General features: G+C 71.3%; 12 protein-coding genes. 6 read left to right on the top strand and 6 right to left on the bottom strand.

The window, feature by feature from the left end:
- Positions 1-335: 335 nt before the first annotated feature.
- The 5 genes from AB0B90_RS04555 to AB0B90_RS04535 all read right to left on the bottom strand — a co-directional run bounded on the left by AB0B90_RS04555 (position 336) and on the right by AB0B90_RS04535 (position 10,635).
- A complete protein-coding gene (locus AB0B90_RS04555) occupies positions 336-2,168 on the bottom strand; it encodes a N,N-dimethylformamidase beta subunit family domain-containing protein (RefSeq protein WP_350944662.1) in 1,833 nt (610 codons plus the stop codon).
- Positions 2,165-3,586 (bottom strand): hypothetical protein, encoded by a 1,422-nt coding sequence (locus tag AB0B90_RS04550; protein ID WP_362920788.1) that lies wholly within the window; start codon positions 3,584-3,586, stop codon positions 2,165-2,167. The genes AB0B90_RS04555 and AB0B90_RS04550 overlap by 4 nt, the downstream gene beginning before the upstream one ends.
- A 25-nt stretch (positions 3,587-3,611) precedes the next feature.
- A complete protein-coding gene (locus AB0B90_RS04545; protein WP_350944660.1) occupies positions 3,612-3,863 on the bottom strand; it encodes an acyl carrier protein in 252 nt (83 codons plus the stop codon).
- A gap of 75 nt (positions 3,864-3,938) precedes the next feature.
- Positions 3,939-4,112, bottom strand: a complete 174-nt coding sequence (locus tag AB0B90_RS04540; RefSeq protein ID WP_350944658.1) for an MbtH family protein — start codon at positions 4,110-4,112, stop codon at positions 3,939-3,941.
- Position 4,113: 1 nt separating this feature from the next.
- A complete protein-coding gene (locus tag AB0B90_RS04535; RefSeq protein WP_362920786.1) occupies positions 4,114-10,635 on the bottom strand; it encodes an amino acid adenylation domain-containing protein in 6,522 nt (2,173 codons plus the stop codon).
- A gap of 367 nt (positions 10,636-11,002) precedes the next feature.
- Between AB0B90_RS04535 and AB0B90_RS04530 the strand changes: the two genes are divergently transcribed.
- The 6 genes from AB0B90_RS04530 to AB0B90_RS04505 are packed head-to-tail and all read left to right on the top strand — an operon-like array spanning position 11,003 to position 22,839.
- Positions 11,003-12,457: a class I adenylate-forming enzyme family protein gene (locus AB0B90_RS04530; protein WP_350944655.1), complete on the top strand. Its 1,455-nt coding sequence runs from the start codon at positions 11,003-11,005 to the stop codon at positions 12,455-12,457.
- A complete protein-coding gene (locus tag AB0B90_RS04525) occupies positions 12,457-14,109 on the top strand; it encodes a condensation domain-containing protein (RefSeq protein WP_362920784.1) in 1,653 nt (550 codons plus the stop codon). The genes AB0B90_RS04530 and AB0B90_RS04525 overlap by 1 nt, the downstream gene beginning before the upstream one ends.
- On the top strand, positions 14,102-15,025 hold the full coding sequence (locus AB0B90_RS04520) for a thiamine pyrophosphate-dependent dehydrogenase E1 component subunit alpha (RefSeq protein WP_350944652.1): 924 nt from the start codon (positions 14,102-14,104) through the stop codon (positions 15,023-15,025). Before AB0B90_RS04525 ends, AB0B90_RS04520 begins: the two co-directional genes overlap by 8 nt.
- Positions 15,016-15,999 carry a transketolase C-terminal domain-containing protein gene (locus tag AB0B90_RS04515; RefSeq protein WP_362920782.1) on the top strand — a complete coding sequence of 328 codons (984 nt, stop codon included), beginning with the start codon at positions 15,016-15,018 and terminating at the stop codon, positions 15,997-15,999. Before AB0B90_RS04520 ends, AB0B90_RS04515 begins: the two co-directional genes overlap by 10 nt.
- Positions 15,992-17,197: a 2-oxo acid dehydrogenase subunit E2 gene (locus tag AB0B90_RS04510; RefSeq protein ID WP_350944649.1), complete on the top strand. Its 1,206-nt coding sequence runs from the start codon at positions 15,992-15,994 to the stop codon at positions 17,195-17,197. Before AB0B90_RS04515 ends, AB0B90_RS04510 begins: the two co-directional genes overlap by 8 nt.
- A complete protein-coding gene (locus AB0B90_RS04505) occupies positions 17,194-22,839 on the top strand; it encodes an amino acid adenylation domain-containing protein (protein ID WP_362920780.1) in 5,646 nt (1,881 codons plus the stop codon). The genes AB0B90_RS04510 and AB0B90_RS04505 overlap by 4 nt, the downstream gene beginning before the upstream one ends.
- Positions 22,840-23,156: 317 nt before the next feature.
- On the opposite strand, the gene AB0B90_RS04500 is transcribed toward AB0B90_RS04505, so the two are convergent.
- A complete protein-coding gene (locus tag AB0B90_RS04500; protein WP_350944646.1) occupies positions 23,157-23,300 on the bottom strand; it encodes a hypothetical protein in 144 nt (47 codons plus the stop codon).
- Positions 23,301-23,530 lie beyond the last annotated feature (230 nt).

The raw sequence follows: 23,530 nt of genomic DNA, 5'->3' as shown, positions 1-23,530 counted from the left end.
CAAGGGCGAGAGTTGCCAGTCGGTGGGTCTGGCCGCGCAGATGGCAGGTATCGAAGGAGATCTGCCGCGTCCTGGGCTGTGACCAGGACGAGTACTACCCACACACCGACGACCTGCGCCGTTATGTCGCGGAGGGGCACCCGCTGCGGTGCCTGCGCATCCGGCTTGACCCCGGCGAGGGGTATATCGCCCCGACGGAGTTCCTGCCGCACGACGGCTCTACAAGCGACGCCCGAACGTGGTCACTCGCCGCCTTCTGGCTGGGCTGAGCCGAACGTACCCCAGCCCTCCACGGCTCTTTTCAATCACGACGCCGCCGAGACGTTCGTCAACGGTCACGGTGTGGGCGCCGCCTTCTTCAGGAGGTTCGCGCGCCGGAGCAGGGGGCGGTCGCGGGCGGTGCCGATCAGGGTGCCCGCGTGCCCGGTCAGCACGGTGCAGCCGCCCGCGTCGCACAGGTCGGTCCATCCGGCCGGGGTCGCCACCGGCAGTCGCGTGCGGATCCTGCCGTCCGCGTCCGCCAGGTACAGCCGGCCGTTCATCGCGGTCAGGGCCACGGCGCCGGAGGTGGCCTCGACCAGGCTCCAGGCCGAGGTCTCCGGGTCGAGCAGCCACAGGCCGTCCGCGGCGGCGGCGAACAGCTCGCCGTTCACCATGCCCAGGCCGACCCCGCCGCGGGGCCCGTCAGCGAGGGTGATCCAGCCGTGCTCGGGGTCGCGGTGGACGAGCCGGTCGTCGGCGGTGAGACCGTACAGGCCGATCGGGTGGACGGTGGTGGCCTCCCTGGGGGTGGCGAGGGCGACGAGGGCGGGGGCGGTGCCCGCGGGACGCCAGCGCAGGTTCTGGCCGGAGACCTCGCGGGTGAGCAGCGAGCCGCCGGAGGTGGCACCGTACAGCAGGGAGTCGAACACGGTCAGCGCCTGGATCTCGTCCGCGGCGCCGATGGTCTCCCAGCCGTCCGCGCGCACCGAGAGCCGGTCCAGCACGTTGCGGGTGATCCGGTCCACGACCGGGTCGTGCAGGGTGTTTCCCCAGTTCACGGTGGAGGCGGTGAAGACCGTCCCGGCGCCGAGACCGAAGACGCCCATCGTCGCCATGCCGCCCTGGCCGTACCGGTGCCAGTGGCGCAGGTCGGCGGTGGCGAGGATGACGAAGGACGGCGGGGTGCCGTCGCGTCCGGTGGCCACCGGCACGCCGTCCTCCTCGACGAAGTCGCAGGCGTCCGTCTCGTAGCCGATGGCGCCCTTGCCGAACGTGTCGCCCTCGTCCAGCTTGGTGCCCTCGAACACCCAGTGTTCGGGGAAACGGACGGTGTAGGTCTCCTCGTGCATGAGTCGCATGTACGGGCCCCACGTCCCGGCGCCGCGCCGGAAGCTGACTCCGGTCAGGCCGTTCTCCGGGCGGTTCACCGGCGCGCTCGACCACTCGACCGTGGTGAGGGCGGGATCCACCGCGGCCATCGGGTCGGCGACCGCGTCGCGGTAGCAGACCATGGTGCGCCCCTCGTCCTCCAGCCGGAACTGCCACCAGCAGGTGTTGCCGGAGAAGACAGCCATGTTGCCGCCCCGGCGGACGAACTCCTCCACGCTGTCACGCATCCCCGCCGACCAGTACTCGTCGTGTCCGCTGATCATCAGCAGCCGGTGACCGGAGAGCAGCTCGCGCCCGGAGTGCAGGTCCAGGGCCGAGCAGTAGTCGACGTCGTACCCGGCGGGGCCCAGCCAGCGGATCATGCCCTCCTCCCAGCGCTCGGGCGGCGGCCCGCCGCCCGGCCGGTCGAAGGAGACGCGCGCGGCGCGGGTCGGCTGCTCGGTCCAGTAGATGGACTCGCCGGGGATGCCCGCCCGGTTGTAGGCCTGCCAGGTCGGGAACGGGATCGACAGCAGGACCGGTGAGCGGGGACGGGCGGCCCGTACGACGAAGTAGACCTCGCTGCTCTCCTCGTCGGCATGGAAGATCGCCCGGTAGAGCGAGCTGCGCCAGCCGGGGGAGACCTCCAGCGTCCACAGCGGCCCGGTGAACTCCCCGTCGAGCACGGCCAGGTCGGTGGCCACGTCCTCGACCAGCACCGAGCCGCGCAGCGGGGCGCGGGAGGCGCGGGCGAGGTGGAAGCGGAGCGCGCCGCCCTGGACGCAGGACGTCGACTCGGCGTAGGCGTGGATCGTCAACCGACCGGCTCCAGCACCTCGCGGAACGCGGCCTCGACCAGCAAGGACTCCAGGTCGAGCAGGTAGCGTTCCATGGCGGGGCGGGAAAGACAGCCGGTGTCGGCGGTGAGCGAGACGCCCAGCCCGCCGGGCTCGTCGGTCACGTGCAGGCAGAAGCGGCAGTTGAGCCGTTCCTGGCTGAGCGGCCAGGTGAGGGTCGTCTCGTCCAGCGCCCGCCGCACGCTTCGCTCGTCGGGGGAGGCGTCCACCCGGTCGGTGAAGCGCATGTCGTTGAAGCAGCAGTACGGGTGGATCCGCACCCCCCGCTCCCGGCCAGCCCGCTCGGTGAGCCGGTCCCGGTCGTCCGGGTCGTGGTATGCGGACCGGTAGGCGCGCAGCGCGGCGGGCTTGGCCGCGCGCAGCAGCTCGGTGAAGCCGCCCTCGCGCAGGTCCAGCACGAACAGGCCCTCCTGGGAGAGCGTGGTGACCGCGTTGACGGTGTCGCCGCGGAAGCGGTTGCTCACGATCGGCAGCATCACGCCCAGGTCGTGGCCGGTCACCCTTCCGGCCAGCGCGGACGCGGCGGCGAGCAGGACGGTCGAGGTGGCCGCGCCGCGCACCGCGGCGATCCGCCGCACGGCCAGGTCCATCGCCCGTGAGACCAGGTGTGCCCGCCAGATCGGGGGATCCTCGGCGGCGCCGTCCGTCCGCCGCTCGAACACGGTCGGGGGGATGCGCCGGTACTCGCTCGCCCAGTGTTCCGCGGCCACCGCCGCGACCTTCAGACCGTGCTGCGAGCCCTGCCAGCGGGCCAGCTCCAGCGGTGAGGGCGGGGTCGGGCCGGGTACGGAGCCGCGCAGCAGGAGCAGCCGCAGGTCCGTGATCGCCACCTCGGCGCCGAGGCCGTCGGCCGCCAGGTGACAGAAGACGAGCACGATGTGGGTGACCTCGTCGCGGTCGACGACGAGCCCGATCCTGAGCGGCCATTCGCCGCCGTAGTCGAACGCGGTCTTCGCCAGCGCGTCCCGCAGCCGCTCGGGGTCGCCCTCCGACACGGTGACCGGGATGGAGCCGTCGGCGACGAGGACCTGCCACGGCTCCGCGCCGTCGTTTGCGCGGGAGCCGCCTTCGCGGGGTGTCGTGCCGCTCGCGTGGACCGCCTTTCCGTACGGCGTCGTGCCGCCCGCGTGCGCCGCGTTCCCGTGCGGCGCCTCGCCGAGCCTGGTGCGCAGGGACTCGTGCCGTTCCACCAGGGTGCGCAGCACCTCGGCCGCTCCCGCCACGGCGAGCGGCCTGGCTCTCCTGGGTACGGCGAGCACGCGGCCGAAGTTGAAGTAGTGGTCGTCCGGTGCCGTCTTTCTGATCGTGTCCCAGATGGCCCGCTGCCCCCAGGTCAGCGGTGCCATTCCCGAGCGGCTCCCCGAGAACCGGATGTCCATGTGTCTCCCCCGTTCGGAGCTGGGTTCAGGAACGCGCGCTTCGCGCCTCGTTGATGTGGCGTTCCAGCGCGTCGAGGTCGTCGAGCAGGTCGAACCCGTCGCCGGACAGGTCGATCTCGATCCCGAACTCGGTCTCCACCGCGTCGATCAGCCGCATCTGCGCCAGGGAGGTGACCCCCAGCGCGGACAGCGGGACCGTGGCGGCGAGTGCCTCCCCGGCCGTGACCGCTCCGTCGGACGCCGAGGCGACCATCGCCGCCAGCCGTTCCCTAACCATTGCGGGCCCCTCTCCTGCGGTCTCCGGCGCCGCTCGCCGGGATCCGGATCCAGTTGTCGAACATTTCCGGACTTTTCATGAACTTCTCGCGCTGAGCGGGCGCAGGTCGGTCCAGACGCGGTCGATGTGGGCGAGGCACTCCTCCTTGCTGCCGGAGACGCCCTCCTCTCGCCAGCCGTCGGGAAGGTCCCGGCCGTCCGGCCAGATCGAGTACTGCTCCTCGTGGTTGACCACGACGCGGTGACCCATCTCAGCTCCCGGTTTCCATGAGGCGCTCGGCCTCCTCGTCGGACATCTCAGCCAGCTCGGCGACGAGCAGCTCCTCCACCGCCGCCGCGAGGTCGGCCACGGTGCTTCTGGCGAACAGGGTGCGGATCGGCACCTCCACCTCGACGGCGGCGCGGAGCCTGGCGACGGCGCGGGTGGCGAGCAGCGAGTGCCCGCCCAAAGCGAAGAAGTCGTCGAAGGCGCCGACCTCCCCGACGCCCAGCACCTCGCCGAAGATCTCGGCCACCAGTTCCTCGGCGTCACCGCGCGGGGCGGTCCTCGGCCGGGAGCCGGCCTCGGGCGCGGGCAGCGCGGTCCGGTCGAGCTTGCCGTTCGCGGTCAGCGGCAGGACGGCGAGACTCACCCAGGCGGCCGGGACCATGTAGGCGGGCAACGTCGCCGCCAGGTATCCGGCCAGCTCGTCTCCCGTGGCCGTGCCGACGACGTAGCCGACCAGCGTCTCTCCGCGGACCGCCACCGCCGCCTGGCCGACGCCCGGGTGGGCGAGCAGCCGCGCCTCGATCTCGCCGAGTTCGATCCGGAAGCCGCGTACCTTGACCTGGTCGTCCAGGCGGCCCAGGAACTCCAGCCGCCCGTCGGACCGCCAGCGCGCCAGGTCGCCGGTCCGGTAGATCCGCTCTCCGCCGAGGGCACCGGGAACACCGGGAACACCGGGAACGCCGGAGACACCGAGGGTGGGGAAGCGCTCGCCCGTGAGGTCCGGTCTGCCCAGGTAGCCGACGGCCACCCCGGCCCCGCCGACGCACAGCTCACCCGGCGCTCCCGGCGGCACGGCCTCACCGGAGCCGTCCAGAAGCAGGACCGAGGTGTCGGCGATCGGGACGCCGATGGACGGGCGTCCGGGGGAGCCGTCCAGTTCGGCGGCGGTGGCGATGATCGTCGCCTCGGTCGGGCCATAGGTGTTGACCAGCCGCACCCTGTCGCCGAAGCGTTCCCGCCAGCGGGTCACGGCCGCCTCGTGCACCTGCTCGCCGCCGAGGATCACCAGCCGCAGCGTCGGAGGCCAGGAGATCTCGTCGATGTCGTCGACCAGCGCGTGCCAGTACGCCGTCGGCAGGTCGAGCACGGTGACCTGGTCGAGGTGGTCGGGCAGGGTGACGCCGCCCTCGGGCAGCAACTCCAGCCGGGCCCCGGCGGCCAACGCCGGATAGATCTCCTCGGCGTGGGTGTCGAAGCTCAGCGAGGCGAACTGGACCACCCGGTCTTCGGGGCCCAGCTCGTACGCCTCGCGCATCCACGCGACGCGGGCGGCCAGGTTGTGGTGCGAGACCACGACCCCCTTGGGCGTTCCGGTGGATCCGGAGGTGTAGATCACGTAAGCGGCCGAGCCGGGCGCGGGGACGCTCGTCGGGACGTTCACCGTGCCGTTCAGCATGGCGGGAGGGCGTTCGTTCGTGTGCGCGCGTGGCGTTCCCGGCGGCAGGCGGTCGCCCAGGTCCGCCGAGGTGAGGACGAGGGAGGCGGCGCTGTCGTCCAGCATGAAGGCGAGCCGCTCGGCGGGATGGTCCGGGTCGAGCGGCAGGTAGGCCGCCCCCGCCCGCCAGACGGCGAGCAGGGCCGCGACGGCGTCGGGCGACCTGTCCAGGCAGACGCCGACCACGTCGCCGGGCACGACCCCCCGCCCTCGCAGCAGCGCCGCGAGCTCGTCCGCGCGGGCGTCCAGGTCGGCGTAGCCGAGCGTGGCACCCCCGCATCCGATCGCCGTCGCGTCCGGCGTGTCCCGTACGGTCGCCGCGAACAGGGCGGGCACCGGGAGCGCGGGTGGTCGCGCGGGTCCCCGCGAGAGGCGCCGCAGCAGGGCGTCGTCCTCCCCGGTGCGCAACGGAAGCTCGGAGATCCGGTCGCCGGACGCCTCCGGCAGCGCGGTGAGCAGCAGGCGGAACCGCGCGGCCATCGCCTCGATCGTGGACCGGTCGAACAGTTCGGCGTCGTAGACGAAGCTGAGCGTGAGCTCGTGCTCGTCCTGCCAGGCCTCCAGCATCAGTTCGAGCTTGGCCTGCCGCATGCCGTGCTCGAACCCCGTCGTGGTCAGCCCCGCGAAGGCGTCGCGGGGCCGGCCGACGTCCTGGGTGTGCAGGATGAGCATGGTCTGGAACAGCGGCGTGCGGGTGAGGTCGCGCTCGACCCTCAGAGCCGCCACCAGCTCCTCGAACGGCACGCCCTGGTGGGAGAAGGCGTCCAGGACGCCGATCTGGGTCTCACGGAGCAGCTCGGCGAAGGTGGGGTCGGCCGACAGGTCGCCGCGCATGACCAGGGTGTCGCTGAGATAGCCGACGACCGGTTCGAGCTGGACCCGGTCCCGGCCCGCGGTGGCCGTACCGACCAGGATGTCGCTGTGCCCGGTGTGCCGTGACAGCAGGACCTGGTAGGCGGCGAGCAGGACCATGAACATGGTCGCGCCCTGCTCCCTGCCCAGCCGGGCGAGGGCGGCGGCCTCCGCCGCGTCCAGCCGGACGTTCGCCACGTCGCCGCGCCTGGCGGCACCCGCGGTACGCGGCCGGTCGACCGGAAGGTCCAGCGGGGTGGGGTCGGCGAGCCTGTCCCGCCAGTAGCCGAGCAGGTCGCCGAGATCGCGCCCGCGCTGCCAGAGGGCGACGTCGCCGAACTGGAGCGGGACCGGCGGCAGGGCGCCGGCGCCGGAGTACAGGTGCGACACCTCGTCGAAGATGAGGTTGAGCGACCAGCCGTCGCCGAGGATGTGGTGCAGCACGACGCACAGGACGTGGTCGTCCTCGGCGATCCTGATCAGGGTGACCCGCAGCGGCGGCCTGGCGCCCAGCTCGAAGGGCGCGTTGGTCAGGGCCGCGACCAGCTCCAACGCCCCGGCCTCGCCCGCCGCGTCCGTCTCCTCGACAGCCACCGGCCCCGGCGGGTCGACGACCACGACCGGCACCCCGTCCACCTCGGGAAAGCGGGTGCGCAGGCTCTCGTGCCTCGCGACGGTCCCGGCGAGGGCGCCGGCGAGCGCGTTCCGGTCCAGCGGCCCGCGCAGCCGCGTGACCAGGCACATGTTGTACGACGCGTCATCGGGATCGAGCCGGTTGAGGAACCAGAGCCGCTCCTGCCCGAAGGAGAGCGGCGGGACGGTTCCCTCCGGCCGAGGTCGCGGCCCGTCGCTCCTGTCGCCGGACGCGGTGGCGATCAGTTCTGCCACGGACGCGGTGGCGATCAGTTCTGCCACGGACGCGGTGGCGATCAGATCCGCCAGCGCGGCGACCGTCGGCCGCAGGAACACCTCCCGCACGGGCACCTCCATCCCGGACAGCGCCGTCAGCCGCGCGGTGACCATGGTGGCCAGCAGCGAGTGGCCGCCGAGGGTGAAGAAGTCGTCGTACGCCCCGACCTCCGCGGTCCCGAGCACTTCGGCGAAGACCTGCGCGACCATCCGTTCGCCCGGGGTGCGGGGGGCGATCGCGTCCGGTGAGGGCGCCGCGTCCACGTCGGGGAGCGCGTTGCGGTCGACCTTCCCGTTGGGGGTGAGCGGCAGGGTCTCCACCTCGACGAACACGCTGGGCACCATGTAGCCGGGCAGCTCGCGCGCGGCGTGTTCCCGAAGACCGTCAAGCGTTCCCGCGCTCTGCGCGCGTCCCGTTTCCGTGCCGTCCGTTCCCGCGTGACCTGCTCCGGACCCGCCTGTTTCCGCGCGGCCCGTTTCCGTGCCGTCCGGTCCGGTGGCCGCGGTGTCCGTGTCCGTCTCAGAGAGGGCGGCGGGTACGGCGAAGGCGACCAGGCGGTCTCCGCGCACCACGACGACCGCCTGCCGCACGCCGGGGCAGGCGTCGAGCACGGCCTCGATCTCGCCCAGCTCGATACGGTGACCCCGCAGCTTGACCTGGTTGTCGGTCCGGCCGAGAAACTCCAGGGTGCCGTCGTTACGCAGGCGGACGCGGTCTCCCGTCCGATAGTGCCGCGAACCGCCGGGGCCGGGGACGAAGCGCTCGGCGGTCAGGGCGGGGCGGCCGAGGTAACCGGTCGCGACCCCCTCGCCGCCGATGAGCAGCTCCCCGGCCACCCCGATCGGGCACGACCCGCCGCCGAGGTCGACGACGTGGACGACGGTGTTGGCGATCGGGCGGCCGATGACGATCTCGCCGGGGTCCTCGGGAACGTCCCAGGCCGTGGACCAGATGGTGGTCTCGGTCGGCCCGTAGACGTTGACGAGACGGTCGACCCGGGGACGCAGCTCGCGGGCGAGCCGGGGGGCGAGCGGCTCGCCGCCGGTCAGGCCCACCACGCGCGGCAGGTCGCCGGTGAGCAGGACGCGCCATCCCGAGGGCGTCGCCTGGACGTGGGTCACGCGCTCGTCCCGCACGAGCCGGGCGAGCCGTACCCCGTCGCGGGCCGTCTCCGCGTCGGCGACGACCACCCGTCCTCCCGTCACCAGCGGCAGGTAGAGCTCCAGGGCGGAGATGTCGAACGACAGCGAGGTCAGCGCGAGCCACACGTCCTGCGGCGAGGACCGTACCAGGTCACGCATGGCCAGCAGGAAGTTGGTCAGTGCCCGGTGGGGTACCACGACGCCTTTCGGTCGGCCGGTGGATCCCGAGGTGTAGAGCACGTACGCGGTGTCGTCGGGAAGCGGCCGGGCGGGTGCCGCGGGGACCAGCGCGCCGGTCACTGCGCCGGTCACTGCGCCGGTCACTGTGCCGGTCACTGGACCGGTCGCCTCGCCCGTCATCGCGCCCGTCATCGGGGGGAGGTCGTCGAGGCCGGTCAGGACGAGCGCCGCCGCGGAGTCCTCGATCACGTACGAGACGCGGGCCTCGGGGTAGTCGGGGTCGACGGGAAGGTAGGCCGCGCCGCTCATCGCCACGCCCAGCAGGGCGACGAGCATGTCGGCGCCGCGCTCCATCCGGACCGCGACGAGTGAGCCGCGCCCGATCCCGGCCGCGCTCAGCCGCCCGGCCAGCTCCGCCGCCCGTCCGGCCAGTTCCGCGTACGTCAGTTCCCGCGCGGCGGGTCCGTCCACCGGCGCTCCCTCGCGTACCGGTTCGTTCGCGGTGAGCGGGGTGGTCCCGGCCGGCATCGCGGCGGGGGCGGGGGCGGGTGTGGCGCGTACCGCGATCGCGTCGGGGGTCGCCGCGACCTGTTCGAGCAGCAGGTCGACGAGTGTGAGCTCCGGTAGTTCGGTCGCGGTGTCGTTCCACTCCTCCAGCAGGTCGAGCTCGGCGTCCGGCAGCATCCGCAGCGAGCTCACCGGAGCGCCCGGATCCGCCACGGCGGCCGTGAGCAGCTCCTGGAAGCGGGCGATGATCCGTTCCACGGTCTCGTGGTCGAACAGGTCGGTGCTGTAGATGGCGGTGCCGTTCAGGGCGCCGTCCTCGCCACGGTAGAGGTCCACCGAGAGGTCGAGCCGGGCGCGGGCCCAGCCGTTGGGGAAGTACGTGGCGTCGAGGCCGGGCAGCGGCTCGTCCGGTTCGCCGTGGGTGTGGAAGGCGAACAGGGTCTGGAACAGGGGAGTGCGGCTCAGGTCCCGTTCCACGTCGAGATCGGCCACGAGGCGCTCGAAGGGGACGTCCTGCCGCGAGAGCCCGTCCAGCACGACCCTGCGAGTGCGCCTGAGCAGCTCCTCGAAGGTGGGGTCGCCGGAGACGTCGCAGCGCAGGGCGAGGGTGGTCGAGAGGAAACCGATCATGGTCTCCAGTTCGGTGCTGCCGCGACCGGCCGAGGGGGTGCCCACGCAGAAGTCGCTCTGGCCGGTGTGCCGGTGCATCAGGACCTGGTAGGCGGAGAGCAGCACCATGAACGGTGTGCACCGGGTGCGGCGGGCGAGGTCGCCGATCGAGGCGGTCAGGTCGGGGGCGATCCGGAAGTCGACCTGGGCGCCCGCGCCGGTCCGCCGGGCCGGGCGCGGCCGGTCCGTGGGGAGTTCCAGGGGAGGCACCCCGGCCAGCCGCTCGGTCCACCAGCGCAGCTCGGAGTCCTCGGGACGCTGGGCGCGGGCGTACTCGCCGTACTGCAGGGGCAGTTCGGGCAGCGGGACGCCGCCCCGGCTTCCGTAGTGGACGGCGACCTCGGAGCGGAGCACGCTCAGCGACCAGCCGTCGCCGTTGATGTGGTGCAGGACGACGCAGAGCACGTGGTCGGCGGGACCGAGCTCGATCAGCGAGACGCGGAACGGCGGCGCGGCGGCCAGGTCGAAGGCCGTGTTGGTGAGCGTCGAGACCAGAGCCGCGGCTTCCCGCTCGCCGGGGGCGGTGAGGTGCTCGACCGTCACCGGCGACGGCGGCTCGACGATCGCGACGGCCTCCCCGGCCACTTCACGGAACCGGGTCCTCAGGCTCTCGTGCCGTGCCGCCACGGCGGTGAAAGCAGCGGCCAAAGCGATCTTGTCAAGGCGACCTTTCAACCTGTAAACATAGGATGTGTTGTAGGCCGAGTCGCTGGGGTCGAGCTTGTGGAGAAACCAAAGCCGTTGCTGACCGTACGACAGGGGGTATTCCGTCCCTGTTTGACCGGTTGGAACGGTCTCCGGTGGGAACACAAAGGGCTCCTTTGTCGGCCACGGGCCCGTTAGTTCACGCAATCGCGTTGGAGGTTGGTACGCAAAAAACCCACTCTGTGCCTATTTGACCAGTTAAGTGGGCGTCGGGAAAGGTCTCTTTCTGGAAAGAAACCTTTCAGTTAGCTCCGCGGTCGTCAGTGTTACACCTTCGTCCTGAGGGCGCAAGGGTCACTTTCGCGCGTTTTCAGTTCCTTTGTGAACCCCCTCCCCAAAGTCTTGTGTGAGCCTTACGATCATGTAAGACTAGCGCTCGATTTTAAATAGTAAAGATTCTTTCCTGTTGTGCCTTCGGTGCTCGCACACATCGAACGCGCATACATCCGATCTTTAATGGGAGGTTCACTTGGTGAACCTGACCGTCCCCCAGTTGCTCAGGGATCGAGCCCTCGCCGACCCCGAGGGGGTCGCGCTGATCGTGCACGGCTCGGCTCGGCTCACCTATCGCGAGTGGCACGAGCGGTCCACCGTGCTCGCGAACAGCCTGGTCGCACGGGGCGTCACCCGAGGCGACCGGGTGGGTCTGGTGTTCGGGGCCGCGGACTGGGCGGACTACGCCGTGGCGTTCTGCGGGGTGCTGGCGGCAGGGGCGGTGGGCGTACCGCTCTCCGACCGCCTCGCCCTCGATGACCTGCGTCTCATGCTGGAGAACTGCCGCGCGACCGGCGTCGTGCACGCCCAAGGTCTCGCGGTTCCCGAGGTCGGCTGGAGCGCCACGGTCGACGCTCTGAACGTCGAAACCTCCTATGAGAAGGCCGATATCGCGCCTCCGGAGCCCGGAGATCTCGCCCAGATCCTCTACACCTCCGGTACGACGGGCCGTCCCAAGGGGGTCTCGGCGACCCATGCCAATCTGGCCTACGGCTGCGGTGCCAAACGCCGCCCGTTCGCGCACTCCCGGCATCTGGTCCACGCCTTCCCGATCGGGACCAACGCCGGACAGGCGATGCTGATCAACGCGCTCGACGCCCATCCGGCCGTCGTGACGCTGCCGCGCTTCACCCCGGCCCGTTTCGCCTCGCTGATCGAGTCCTACCGCGCGGGAACGGTCTTCCTCGTCCCCGCGATGGCCATCGAGCTGATCAACGCGAAGGTGGCCGAACGGCACGACCTGTCCAGCGTGCTGCTGCTCGGCTCGGCCGCCGCGCCGCTGCCCTCGGCCGTCGCCCAGGCGCTGACCACGGCCTTCCCCAGAGCGACGATCACCAACTACTACACCTCGACCGAGGCGGCCCCGGCCCAGACGGTGATGATGTTCGACCCGGACCGGCCGGGAAGCGTCGGCCGCGCCATCGCCGGAGGGCGGGTCAGGATCGCCACCGCGGAGGGAGAGCCACTGGAGGCGGGAGAGACCGGGGAGGTCTGGATGCGATCCCCCGCGGCACCGCGCGCCTACTACGGCGACCCCGAGAACGGGACCTTCCGCGGCGGCTGGGTACGGATGGGCGATCTCGGCTACATCGACGCCGAGGGCTACCTCTACCTCGTCGACCGCGAGAGCGACGTGGTGAAGTCCGGGGCCTTCAAGGTCTCCACGATCCACATCGAGGAGGTCGTCTACCGGCACCCCGCGGTGATCGAGGCCGCCGCGTTCGGGGTTCCCCACCCCGTGCTCGGAACCGTCGTCGCGGTGGCCCTCGTCACCGAAGAGGCCCTCGCGCCCGAGGATCTGCGGATCTTCCTCAAGGACCGCCTCGCCCCGCACGAGTTGCCCGCGCACGTCATCACGGTCGACGCCCTGCCGCGCAACGCCGGCGGCAAGGTCGACAAGAAGGCCCTGCGCCGGATGACGGAGAGCGAGTGATGGCCGGTCTCCCCGCCGAGCACACTTCACGGAACGAGGTGGCGGAGACCTCGGAGACCTCGGAGACCTCGTGGGAGAACACGTCCGGGGGCCTGCCGGAGGTCACGTTCACCCAGCAGGGGATGTGGGTGACCGAGCAGAGCGTGGGCGGGGGCGCCGCCTATCACATGCCGATACTCGTCCACCTGCGCGGCGATCTGGACACCGGAGCGCTCCTGGCGGCCTGCGAGGCGGTGGTCGCCCGGCATCCGATGCTGCGCGATGTGGTGGCGGAGGTGGACAACGAGCTGCGGCTGGTGCCGGGAGCCGAGGTTCCCGTACGCCGGGTGACGATCCCCTCTTCCGCCGACGTCGCCGCGGGGGCGGCGGGGGACACACGCGACCTTTCGCCCTCGCCGCATTCGCCTTCCCGGGACGGCGAGAGCGGTGAGGACGGCGAGCGGTACGGGCGGGCCGTGCGGGAGGAGATCCTGCGCGCGTTCGACCTGGAGAAGGGGCCGCTGGCCAGGTTCACCCTGTTCGAGATCGGTCCCGGACGGAACCTCCTGCTCTTCGTCGCCCACCACCTGATCTTCGACGGGCAGTCGAAGGACATCCTGGTGCGCGATCTGGCCGCCTTCTACAACGGCGAGCCGCCGCCCCCGCTGCCGGAAATCGACCACGGGCGGGCCGAGCGCGGCCGGGTGGCCGCCCTGCTTCCCGCCGCGCGCGAGTTCTGGAAGCCCCGCTGGCGCGATCCCGGCGAGACCGTCGTTCTCGGCCGCGCGCTGAGATCCCGGCGAGCGGCCCAGGGCCGGGTACTGCGGTTCACCGTGAACCCGTCGATCGAGCCGGACCCGTCGCGGGACCTCTCCTCCACCCCCGTCCTGACCCGGTTCGAGGTGCTGCTCGCCGGGCTGCACACCCTGCTCCTCGGCTACGGCAACACCGCGGTCACCACCGCCGTCGACCTGTCGACCCGGACCCCCGAGGCCGCGGGACACATCGGGCTGTTCGTCAACGAACTCCCGGTCGCCTCCGGTCCGTCCCCCGAGGCGACCTTCCGCGAGTTCGCCACCGCGCTGCGCACCGAACTGAGGGAGATCTACCGCTTCCGCCAGGTGCCGCTCTCCCGGGCGATGCCCCGCCTCAGACCGCACGCCGCGCTCGTCCCCGTCTCCGTCAGCTACCGCACCCGCCGCGACGCGGACCCGGTGTTCACCGGGCTCGACGCGTCGGTGGAGTGGACCGTCTTCAACCACGCGGTACGCGGCGCGCTGCACCTGCAGTGCGTGGACGGTCCCGGCGGGCTGGAGATCAGCCTGCGCCACGACCCCGAGACGGTGCCCGACGCCGCCAGGGTCGCCGACGACCTGCGTCTCCTTCTGGAACGCGCCACGCACAACCCCAACCTGACACTGCACGAAATTCTGGAGGACGAGATGGGTTCCGTCACCACGCTGAACGACCAGGTACGCGAGATCTGGGAAGAGGTGCTCGGCATATCACCGATCGCCGATGACGACGACATCTTCGATCTGGGGGGCCACTCCCTCACCATCACGCAGATCATCGCCCGGATGCGCAAGCGCCTGGACATCGAGGTCTCCCTCGACGACTTCTTCGACAACCCGACAATCGCCGGGATCGTGGACTCCCTCGGCGATGACTGAGATCCTCGACGGCCTCCGTCTCTCCCGCCTCGCCGACGACGACCTGGAACTCCTGCTGTTGGTGAGGCACTTCGAGCTCAAGCTCCTGGAGCTTTACGGCAGGGGTGACCTCAACGGCACCACGCACACCTGCCTCGGCCAGGAGTACGTCCCGGTCGCGCTGCGATCCCTGCTCGGCCCGGCCGACCACGTCTTCAGCAACCACCGGGGGCATGGCCACTACCTGTCCAGGTTCCGCGACCCGCACGGCCTGCTCGCCGAGATCATGGGCAGGGAGGGCGCGGTCTGCGGGGGTGTCGGCGGCAGCCAGCACATCCACCGCGACCGCTACATGTCCACCGGCGTTCAGGGTGAGAGCATGCCGGTCGCCGCCGGTGTCGCGCTGCACCTCAAGCGCTCCGAGCCCGGCACCCTCGCCTGCGTCCACATCGGCGACGGCACCTGGGGCGAGGGCGCGGTCTACGAGGCGCTGAACCTCGCCGCGCTCTGGCGGCTCCCGCTGCTCGTCGTGGTGGAGAACAACGGCATCGCCCAGTCCACTCCGACCGCCTCGCAGATGGCCGGGACGGTGGCCGGCCGGGCGGCGGCCTTCGGCATCGCGCACCGGCTGGTCGTCTCCACCGACGTCAACGAGATCCGCCTCTCGCTGGAACGCGAGATCGCGCGGGTGCGCGAGGGGCAGCCTCTGGTGGTCGAGTTCGTCACCCACCGCCTCGGGCCGCACAGCAAGGGCGACGACATCCGCCCGGCCGACGTCGTACAGGCCGCGAGGGAGAACGACTGGTACGCCCGCTACGCCCACGACCACCCCGAGCACTTCCACCGGCTCGACGGCGTCGTCAAGGCCGAGGTCGAGGCCGTCGCCGACGAGGTGGCCGCGCGCCCCCTCTCCCGCTGGGAGGGATCGTGCGTGTAGCGGAGAACCTCAACGCGGCCCTGCACGGGCTGCTGAACGACGACCACACCGCCTACGTGCTCGGAGAGGACATCCTCGACCCGTACGGCGGCGCCTTCAAAATCACCAAGGGGCTCTCCACACGCTTTCCCGAGCGGGTGATCGGCACCCCGATCAGCGAGGGCGCGCTCACCGGGGTCGCGGCGGGACTGGCGCTCGCCGGTAACACGGCCGTGGCCGAGATCATGTTCGGCGACTTCGTGGCGCTCGCCTTCGACCAGCTGTGCAACTTCGCCGGCAAGTCGGTGTCGATGTACGGCAGGCGGCTGCCGCTGCGAATGGTGGTGCGCTGCCCCACCGGTGGCGGCCGGGGCTACGGTCCCACGCACAGCCAGAGCCTGCAGAAGCACTTCGTCGGCATGCCGGGACTGTCGCTGTACGAGATGTCCCCCTTCCATGACAACCGCGCGGTGTTCGCGGCGATGCTGGAACGGGGCGAGCCGTGCGTGTTCTTCGAGGACAAGGTCCTCTACACCCGGCAGATGGAACGGGTGGACCCGCTGTTCCTGATGCGCCGCGACGGGGACCTGGCCGTGGTGGACATCCGCGACGCGGGTGACCGTCCCGACTGTGTGGTCATCGCTCCCGGCGGAATGGTCCACCGGGTGCTGGGCGCGATGCGCTCCCTGATGATGGAGGAGGAGATCTCCGCCCGGCTGCTCGTCCCCTCCCGGCTCTACCCGCTGGACGTCGACACGCTGCTGCCCCACCTCGGGGACGTCGTCCTGGTCGCGGAGGAGAGCACCGCCGGGGGCACCTGGGGCAGCGAGGTCGCCCACCTGCTGCACGCCCGTCTCTGGGACCGTCTGCGAGGACCCGTCCGCCTCGTCCACTCGCGGGACTCCGTGATCCCCACCGCCGCGCACCTGGAGAACGAGGTCCTGGCCGGGGAGTCCACGATCCACCACGCCGCACGGGAGGCTCTGCGTGGCTGACATCCACGTTCCCAAACTCAACAACAACGACACCGAGTACCTGGTCGTCGAGTGGCTCGTCGGGAACGGAAAGCCCGTCGTCGCGGGAGAGCCGATCGCCGTACTGGAGACCTCCAAGGCGGCCGACGAACTGGAGGCGGGGGAGAGCGGCTACCTGCACCACGTCGCCGCCCTCGACAGCTGGATCGCTCCGGGCGCGCTCCTCGCCCGCATCACCGCCGAGGCGGTTCCGCAGCCCGCCCCGGTCACCGGCGTGCCCGCGCCGGTCACCGGCGTGCCCGCCCCGGTGGCCTCCGAGGACGCGGCGCGGCAGCGGGACGCGCCGGTGGCCGAGCCGGTCGTCACCGCTCCCGCGCGGGTGGCGATGGAGGAGCTCGGCGTCTCCCACGCCGAGGTCGCGTCCCTGGGCCTCGCCGTCGTCCGCAGGACCGACGTGGAGGCCCTGGTCCGCCGCCGTACCGGGCAGACGGCCTCCGACGTGCGCGAAGACGTGCGCGAAGACGCGCGGAAGGAGCGGCAGGACGCGCGGGAACCGGCCGCGGACCCGGGCGCGCACCGCCTCTCGCGGGTGCAGCGTGCCGTCGCGCGTGCCGTCACCACCTCGCACGCGACCATCCCCGCCGCGTACACCGTGGTGAAGTTCGAGGTGGGCCCGCTGCTGGAGCGGGCCAAGGGGCTGAGCAGGGAGGTACGCAGGCCGGTCGGGCCGGCGGAGCTGTTCGTCCAGGCCGTCGCCGCGCTGCACCCGGCGTTCCCGCTGTTCTTCGCCTCGGTCGACGGTGACCGGGTACATCCGGCCGACGCCCCGCGCGTCGGCGTCACCTTCGACATGGGAGAGGGCCTGTACGTGCCGGTCGTCCACGACACCGGCTCGCTCAAGGCCATCGCCGACGCGCTCATGCGCTACCGGCTCGCCGCCACCGAGGGGGACTTCCGCGAGAAGGACCTCACCGGTGCCAACATCGCCGTCACCCTGCACACCGACGCCGACGTCATCCTCGCGATCCCCCTCATCTTCCCCGGTACGGTCTGCGCTCTCGCGATCACCTCGCCGCAGCCCGAACCGCGACTCGCCGAGGACGGCACGGTGACGATGAGAACCGTCGCCAACATCGGCCTCGCCTACGACCATCGGCTGATCAACGGACGGGACGCCGCGCTCTTCCTCGCGGCCCTCCGGATGGAGTTACAAGCGTGACCGAGACAACACTGTCGGACGCCAAGAAGGCGCTGCTCGCCAGGCGGCTCAAGAGCCGCGGAGAGTCACGGGCCACCGTCGCCCGCCGCGCCTCAGGAACCGTCCCGCCCCTGTCCCACGCCCAGGAACGCCTGTGGTTCCTTGAGCAGTACCGGCCGGGCACCACCACCTACACCGTCCCCGTCGCGGTGCGTCTGCGCGGTGAGCTGGACGAAGACGCGCTGCGCCGGGCGCTGGACGAGCTCGTCGCGCGCCACGAGGCCCTGCGGACGCGGTTCCTCACCACCGACGACGGCACCCCGGAACTCGTCATCGACGAGCCGGGTCCGGCCGCGCTGCGCGTCGTCGAGGCGGACGGCGTGGACGCCGCGATCGAGCTGCTCGACGCCGACCTCGCCGTCCCGTTCGACCTGGAGCACGGCCCGCTCTTCCGCACCGTGCTGGTGAGGATCGCGCCCGACGACCACGTCCTCCTCATCGCCGCCCACCACACCGTCATCGACGGCTGGTCCAGCGACCTGCTCATCCGCGAGCTGCTCGTCCTGCACGACGGCGGGACCCCGCCGCCCGCACCGGTCGGCTACGGCGACTACGCCCTCTGGCAGCGGGGCCGCGACCACCGCCGCGAGATCGACCACTGGCGCGACCGGCTCGCCGGGCTGCCCGCGATCGAGCTGCCCACCGACAGGCCGCGCCCCGCCGAGCAGCGCCACGAGGGAGCCGCCCTCGACGTCCGGGTGGATGCCGACCTCACCAGGCGGCTCACCGAGCTGGGCGCCGAGGCCGGCGCCACGCCGTACATGACGCTGCTCGCCGCCTTCCAGGTCCTGCTGGCCCGCTACTCGGGACAGACGGACTTCGCGGTCGGCTCCCCGGTCGCCGGGCGCGGGCTGCCCGAGCTGGACGGGGTCGTCGGCATGTTCGTCAACACCCTGGTCCTGCGCGCGGACCTGGCCGACGACCCGTCGTTCACCACTTTCCTCGCCAGGACGCGCGAGAGCGCCCTGGACGCCTACGCGCACCAGGAGCTCCCGTTCGACCAGCTGGTCAACGAACTGAACGTGGTCCGTGACGTGAGCCGGTCGCCGCTCGCGCAGGTCACCTTCGCGCTGCAGAACTTCAAGGCGGGCGAGGAGGACGGGCGCGTCTCCTACCTCACGCTCCCGGCGAGGACGACCCGCTTCGACCTCGGCCTCTACCTGTTCGAGAGCCCGGACGGGCTGGTCGGCCACCTCGCCTACAGCACCGCGCTCTTCGACCCGGAGACCGTGGAACTGCTGGCGGCGCGCTTCGAGACGCTGCTGCGCTCGATCGTGGCGGACCCGGACACGCGGGTGGGCGAGCTGTCGCTGCTCTCCGACGAGGAGCGGGAGAGGGTCCTGGGCTTCGGCTCGGGTCCCGCGCTCCGGCCGTCGGGTCACGACCTGCTGCACGACCTCGTCACCGCGCGGGCCGCGCTCACGCCCGGTGCGACGGCCGTGGTCCACGAGGGCTCGCCCGTCTCGACCACGCTGCCCGCCACGCGCGGCGGCTCAGGGCCGGGTACGGCGTCGACGGCGGGCGGCTCGCTGACGTACGCCGAGCTCGACGAGCGTTCCACCAGGATCGCCGCCCTGCTGAGGAACCGTCACGGCGTGGGCCCCGACACCAGGGTGGGCGTCTTCCTCGACCAGTCCACCGACCTGGCGGCGGCCGTCATCGGCGTGCTGAAGGCCGGTGGCGCCTACGTGCCCCTCGACCCCAAGCAGCCCCGTGACCGGCTGGCGTACATGCTCGCCGACGCCGGGGCCGTCGCCGTCCTGACCACCTCCGCACTGAGTGACCTGCTTCCCGACGTCACGGGCACGCCGGCGATCCGCCTGGACTCCGAGGCGCTGGAGGAGACCGGGTTCGAGCCACCGGAGGTGTCGCCCGACCACCTCGCGTACGTGATCTACACGTCGGGGACCACCGGGCGGCCGAAGGGCGTCGGGGTGCAGCACCGGCAGGTGCTCAACTATCTCGCCGGGGTCGAGGAGCGTTTCGAGGTCGAACCCGGCGGGGTCTACACCCTGCTGCAGTCGCTCTCGTTCGACTTCGGGGTGACGATCTTCTACCTGTCGCTCATGACCGGCGGAGAGCTGCACCTGGCCGACCCGCAGGCTCCCGCCGAGGAGCTCGCCGGGCTGCTGAGCGGCACCGACTACCTGAAGATGACCCCCTCCCACCTCGCCTCGCTGCTCGCCGCGGTGGACGACCCCGCGCAGCTGCTCCCGCGCAGGCTCCTCGTCCTCGGCGGCGAGGCCTCCCGGTGGAGCTGGGCCCGCGAGCTGACCGCGCACACCACGGTGGTCAACCACTACGGCCCCACCGAGGCGACGGTCGGCATCTCCACCCACGCCGTCACCGGCGAGCACGAGCGGGCGCTGAACCTGCCGATCGGCAGACCGCTGCCCGGGGCCGCGGTCTACGTGCTCGACGAGCACCTGCGGCTGGTCCCGCCCGGCATGACCGGCGAGATCTACCTCGGCGGCGACCGGCTCGCCCGCGGATACCTCGGGCGGCCCGGCCTGACGGCCGAGAGATTCCTGCCCGACCCGTACGGCGGGCCCGGCGCCCGCATGTACAGGACCGGTGACCTCGGCCGGTGGCTGCCCTCGGGCGATCTGTGCTTCCTCGGCCGCCGCGACCTGCAGGTCAAGGTCAGGGGCTACCGGGTGGAGCTGCCGGAGATCGAGTCGGTGCTCGCCGACCAGCCGGGGATCGCCCACGCCGTCGTCGACCTGCGCGGGGATCGGCTGGTCGCGTACGTGGTCGGCGAGGTCGCCGGAGACCAGATCAGCGTGAGCGAGCTGCGGGCGCGGCTCGGTGAGCGGCTCCCCGAGTACATGATCCCCGGGCGGTTCGTCTGGCTGGACGAGCTGCCCCTGAAGTCGCACGGCAAGGTCGACCGGGCCAGGCTGCCCGAACCCGACGAGGCGCGGCCCGACCAGGAAGCCGGATTCGTCCCGCCGGAGACGCCTCTCGAAGAGGCGATCGCCGAGGTGTGGGCGAAGGTGCTCGGACTGGTACAGGTCGGCGTGCTGGACGACTTCTTCGACCTGGGCGGTCATTCGCTGCTCGCCGCGCAGGTGGTCGCCCGCCTTCGGAAAGCCATTCCTGAAGGCGGGCGCCAGGTCACGATCCTGGACCTGTTCAAGCACCGGACCGTCCGCGAGCTGGCGCGGCTCGTCGAGACGGCCGACGACGGCCCGCGCATGCTGCTGCACCGGCTCACCCCGGCCCGCGCGGCCACCTCGACCCTGGTCTGCGTGCCGTACGGCGGCGGCAGCGCCGCCATCTACCAGCCGCTGGCCGACAGGCTGCCCCAGAACTGGGCGCTGCACGCGGTCGCCGTCCCCGGCCAGGAGATGGGGTTGATCGAGGAGACCCGGCCGGTGGCGGAGGTCGCGCAGGGCTGCGTGGACGAGATCCTCAAGGACATCCGAGGCCCGCTCGCGCTGTACGGGCACTGCGGGCTCGGCGTCATGCTGACCGTGGAGATCGCCCGTCGCCTGGAGGCCGCGGGCCGCCCGGTCGAGGCGATCTACCTCGGCGGCATCTTCCCCTTCGCCCGCCCCACCTCGGTGCTGGCCAAGCTGTCGAACCTCACCGACCGCCTCCGCAGCGACCAGGTCTGGGCGAACGCCCTGCAGGCCGCGGGTCTCGACGTGGAGGACCTGGAGCGCGACCAGCTCAAGCTGATGATCGACAACCGTCGCAAGGGCACCAAGGAGGCGGAGCGCTACTTCACCCGCCTCTTCGAGGAGGGCGTCGAGCCGCTCAAGGCACCGATCATCTCCGTGGCGGGTGACCGCGACCCGGCCACCGAGTTCTATCAGGAGCGCTATCGCGAGTGGCATCTCCTCACCGGCTCCACGGCCGTGGTCGTCCTCGACGAGGCCGGACACTTTTTCCTGAAATATCGGGCGGAAGAGCTCGCGACCATCGTGACCGGCACTCACCGGGCCATCGCCTCGGGTGACACGGCCAAGCTGGCCCGCACCGACCGGTCCACCTGGTGGCTCGGCGGCGTCTCCACCCAGGACGACCTCGCCGAAGTCGCCCCGGCGACGACGGCACCCGCGATCACCGGCGCGGGACCGGTCGCCCCCGCCGGCCCTGACTCCGCCGGTCCTGACTCCGCGGCGTCCGCCCTTCCCGGCTCCGGCACGGGCGGCGCGCCACCGGGGACGACAGACCCGCTCGCGACGGGCACCCCGGCACGCTCGGGACCTCCGCCCAGCATGAAACGGTTCGCCGTCGTGGCGGCCGGGCAGCTCGTCTCGATCGTCGGGTCGTCGCTCACCGAGTTCGCCATCCCGCTGTGGATCTACATCACCACCGACTCGCTCGCCAGATTCGCCCTCTTCTCCGTCCTCGCGCTCGTTCCCGGCATGCTGGTCTCCCCGCTGGCCGGAGCCCTCGTCGACCGCCACGACCGGCGCAAGATCATGATCGCCGGAGACATCGGCGCGTTCGGCACCCAGCTGACACTGGGCATCCTGCTGTGGACCGGCAACCTGCAGATCTGGCACATCTACCCGCTCCTGGTGCTGCTGTCGATCGCGCTGACCTTCCAGCGCCTCGCCTACAACTCCGCCATCCCGCAACTGGTGCCCAAACGCTTCCTCGGGCACGCCAACGGTGTGGTCCAGATGGTCACCGGTACCGCTCAGCTGGTCGTCCCGCTGGCCGCGGTCGGTCTGATGGCCGCGATCGGGCTGGAGGGCATCCTCGTCCTGGACGTCGCCGCGTACGTCTTCGCGATCAGCGTGCTGCTCTTCGTCCGCTTCCCGAAGACGATGGCGTGGAAGCGCAGGGAGTCGCTGGTCGCCGAGATGGTCGAGGGCTGGAAGTTCTCCTGGGGCAACCGGGGCTTCCGCGGCATGCTGTTCTTCTTCGCGGTGCTGAACATCTTCCTGTCCCCGCTGTTCCTGCTCATCTCACCGCTCGTCCTGGGCTTCGCCACCCTGGACGACGTCGGCCGGATCTCCTTCTTCGGCGGTCTCGGCGTCTTTCTCGGCGGCCTGACCATGACCGTCTGGGGAGGCCCGCGACGGCAGCGGCTGCGCGGCGTCATGCTCTCCACCCTCGTGCTCGGCGTCTTCTGCCTGGTCACCGGTCTGCAGCAGAACCTGATCCTGATCGGGATCGGCGCCTTCGGCATGTCGTTCTGGCTGACCATGCTCAACGGCGTCTACGCGACGATCATCCAGGTCAAGGTGCCGCAACGCTTCCACGGCCGCGTCATCGCGCTCAACACGCTCGTCGCCTGGTCCACCCTGCCGGTCGGCTTCGGCCTGGTCGCCCCGTACGGCAGCGAGCTGTTCGAACCGCTGATGCTCCCCGGAGGGCCGTTGGCCGACACGGTCGGCCTCGTGCTCGGCACCGGCGAGGGCCGGGGCGTCGGCCTGATGTACGTGCTGTTCGCCGTCGCCATCGTGGTCACGGCGCTGGTCGCGATGCGGACCCGCACGCTGTCCAGGTTCGACACCGACGTCCCCGACGCGCTCCCGGACGACCTGGTCGGCTTCCAGGCCATCCAGAGGCGCCAGGAGCGCGAGCGTGAGGAACGCGAGCGCGGCGAGCCGACCGCCGAGGTGATCTCGATTCGGAGATGACGTCCTTCCCGCGCCCGAAGGCGGGGTCTCCACGCTGAAAGCGATCACTTCTCCCGGCCGGCCGGCAGAGGCGCGGTCTTTCATCAGGACTCAAGGCCAGGGAACACAGAGTGCTCACCTGCCGGCGGCCACCACCGGGAGTCCGCCGGATGGCTTACTCCCGGAACCGATCAGGAAGACGACGACCCCGTCCTGAGCGGCGTAACCCCGGCCCTCTTTCGGAGAGGGCCGGAAGGAACGGGTGAAGAGAAAACGGACGGGGCGCGGTCGACGACCACGCCCCGTCCTCTCATGCCTGTCCGGCTACCCGCGCGGCGTCAGTACGCCCAGCCACCGGGGGCGAAGTCCTCCCAGTGGTAGAAATCCCAGTAGTACCCACCGTTGACCTGCGCGAGCTGGCTCTCCTCCAGCTCGGTGCCGATCCCGGCCAGCTCGGACAGCTGAGGCTTGGCCTTGGCCATCGTTGTTTCCCCTTTCGATCTGACAACGCGGCCAATGTCCCAACCTCCGGTTGCGAACCAGTGGTGGACGACTGCAATCGCCTCGCCGAGCACACGCGCCGACACGGGCAAGACCAGATGACGGGTCATGGAGCGCGCGTATCGATACGGGCGGGACCGGACAACGGGACATGGAGCGCACGTATCGATACGAGGGCCGGATGACAGGTCACGTGGCACGCGCGTCGACG

It is taken from the genome of Streptosporangium sp. NPDC049078 (genome assembly GCF_040648855.1).
Taxonomy (GTDB): domain Bacteria; phylum Actinomycetota; class Actinomycetes; order Streptosporangiales; family Streptosporangiaceae; genus Streptosporangium.
This window is presented reverse-complemented; position numbering and strand designations above follow the sequence as displayed.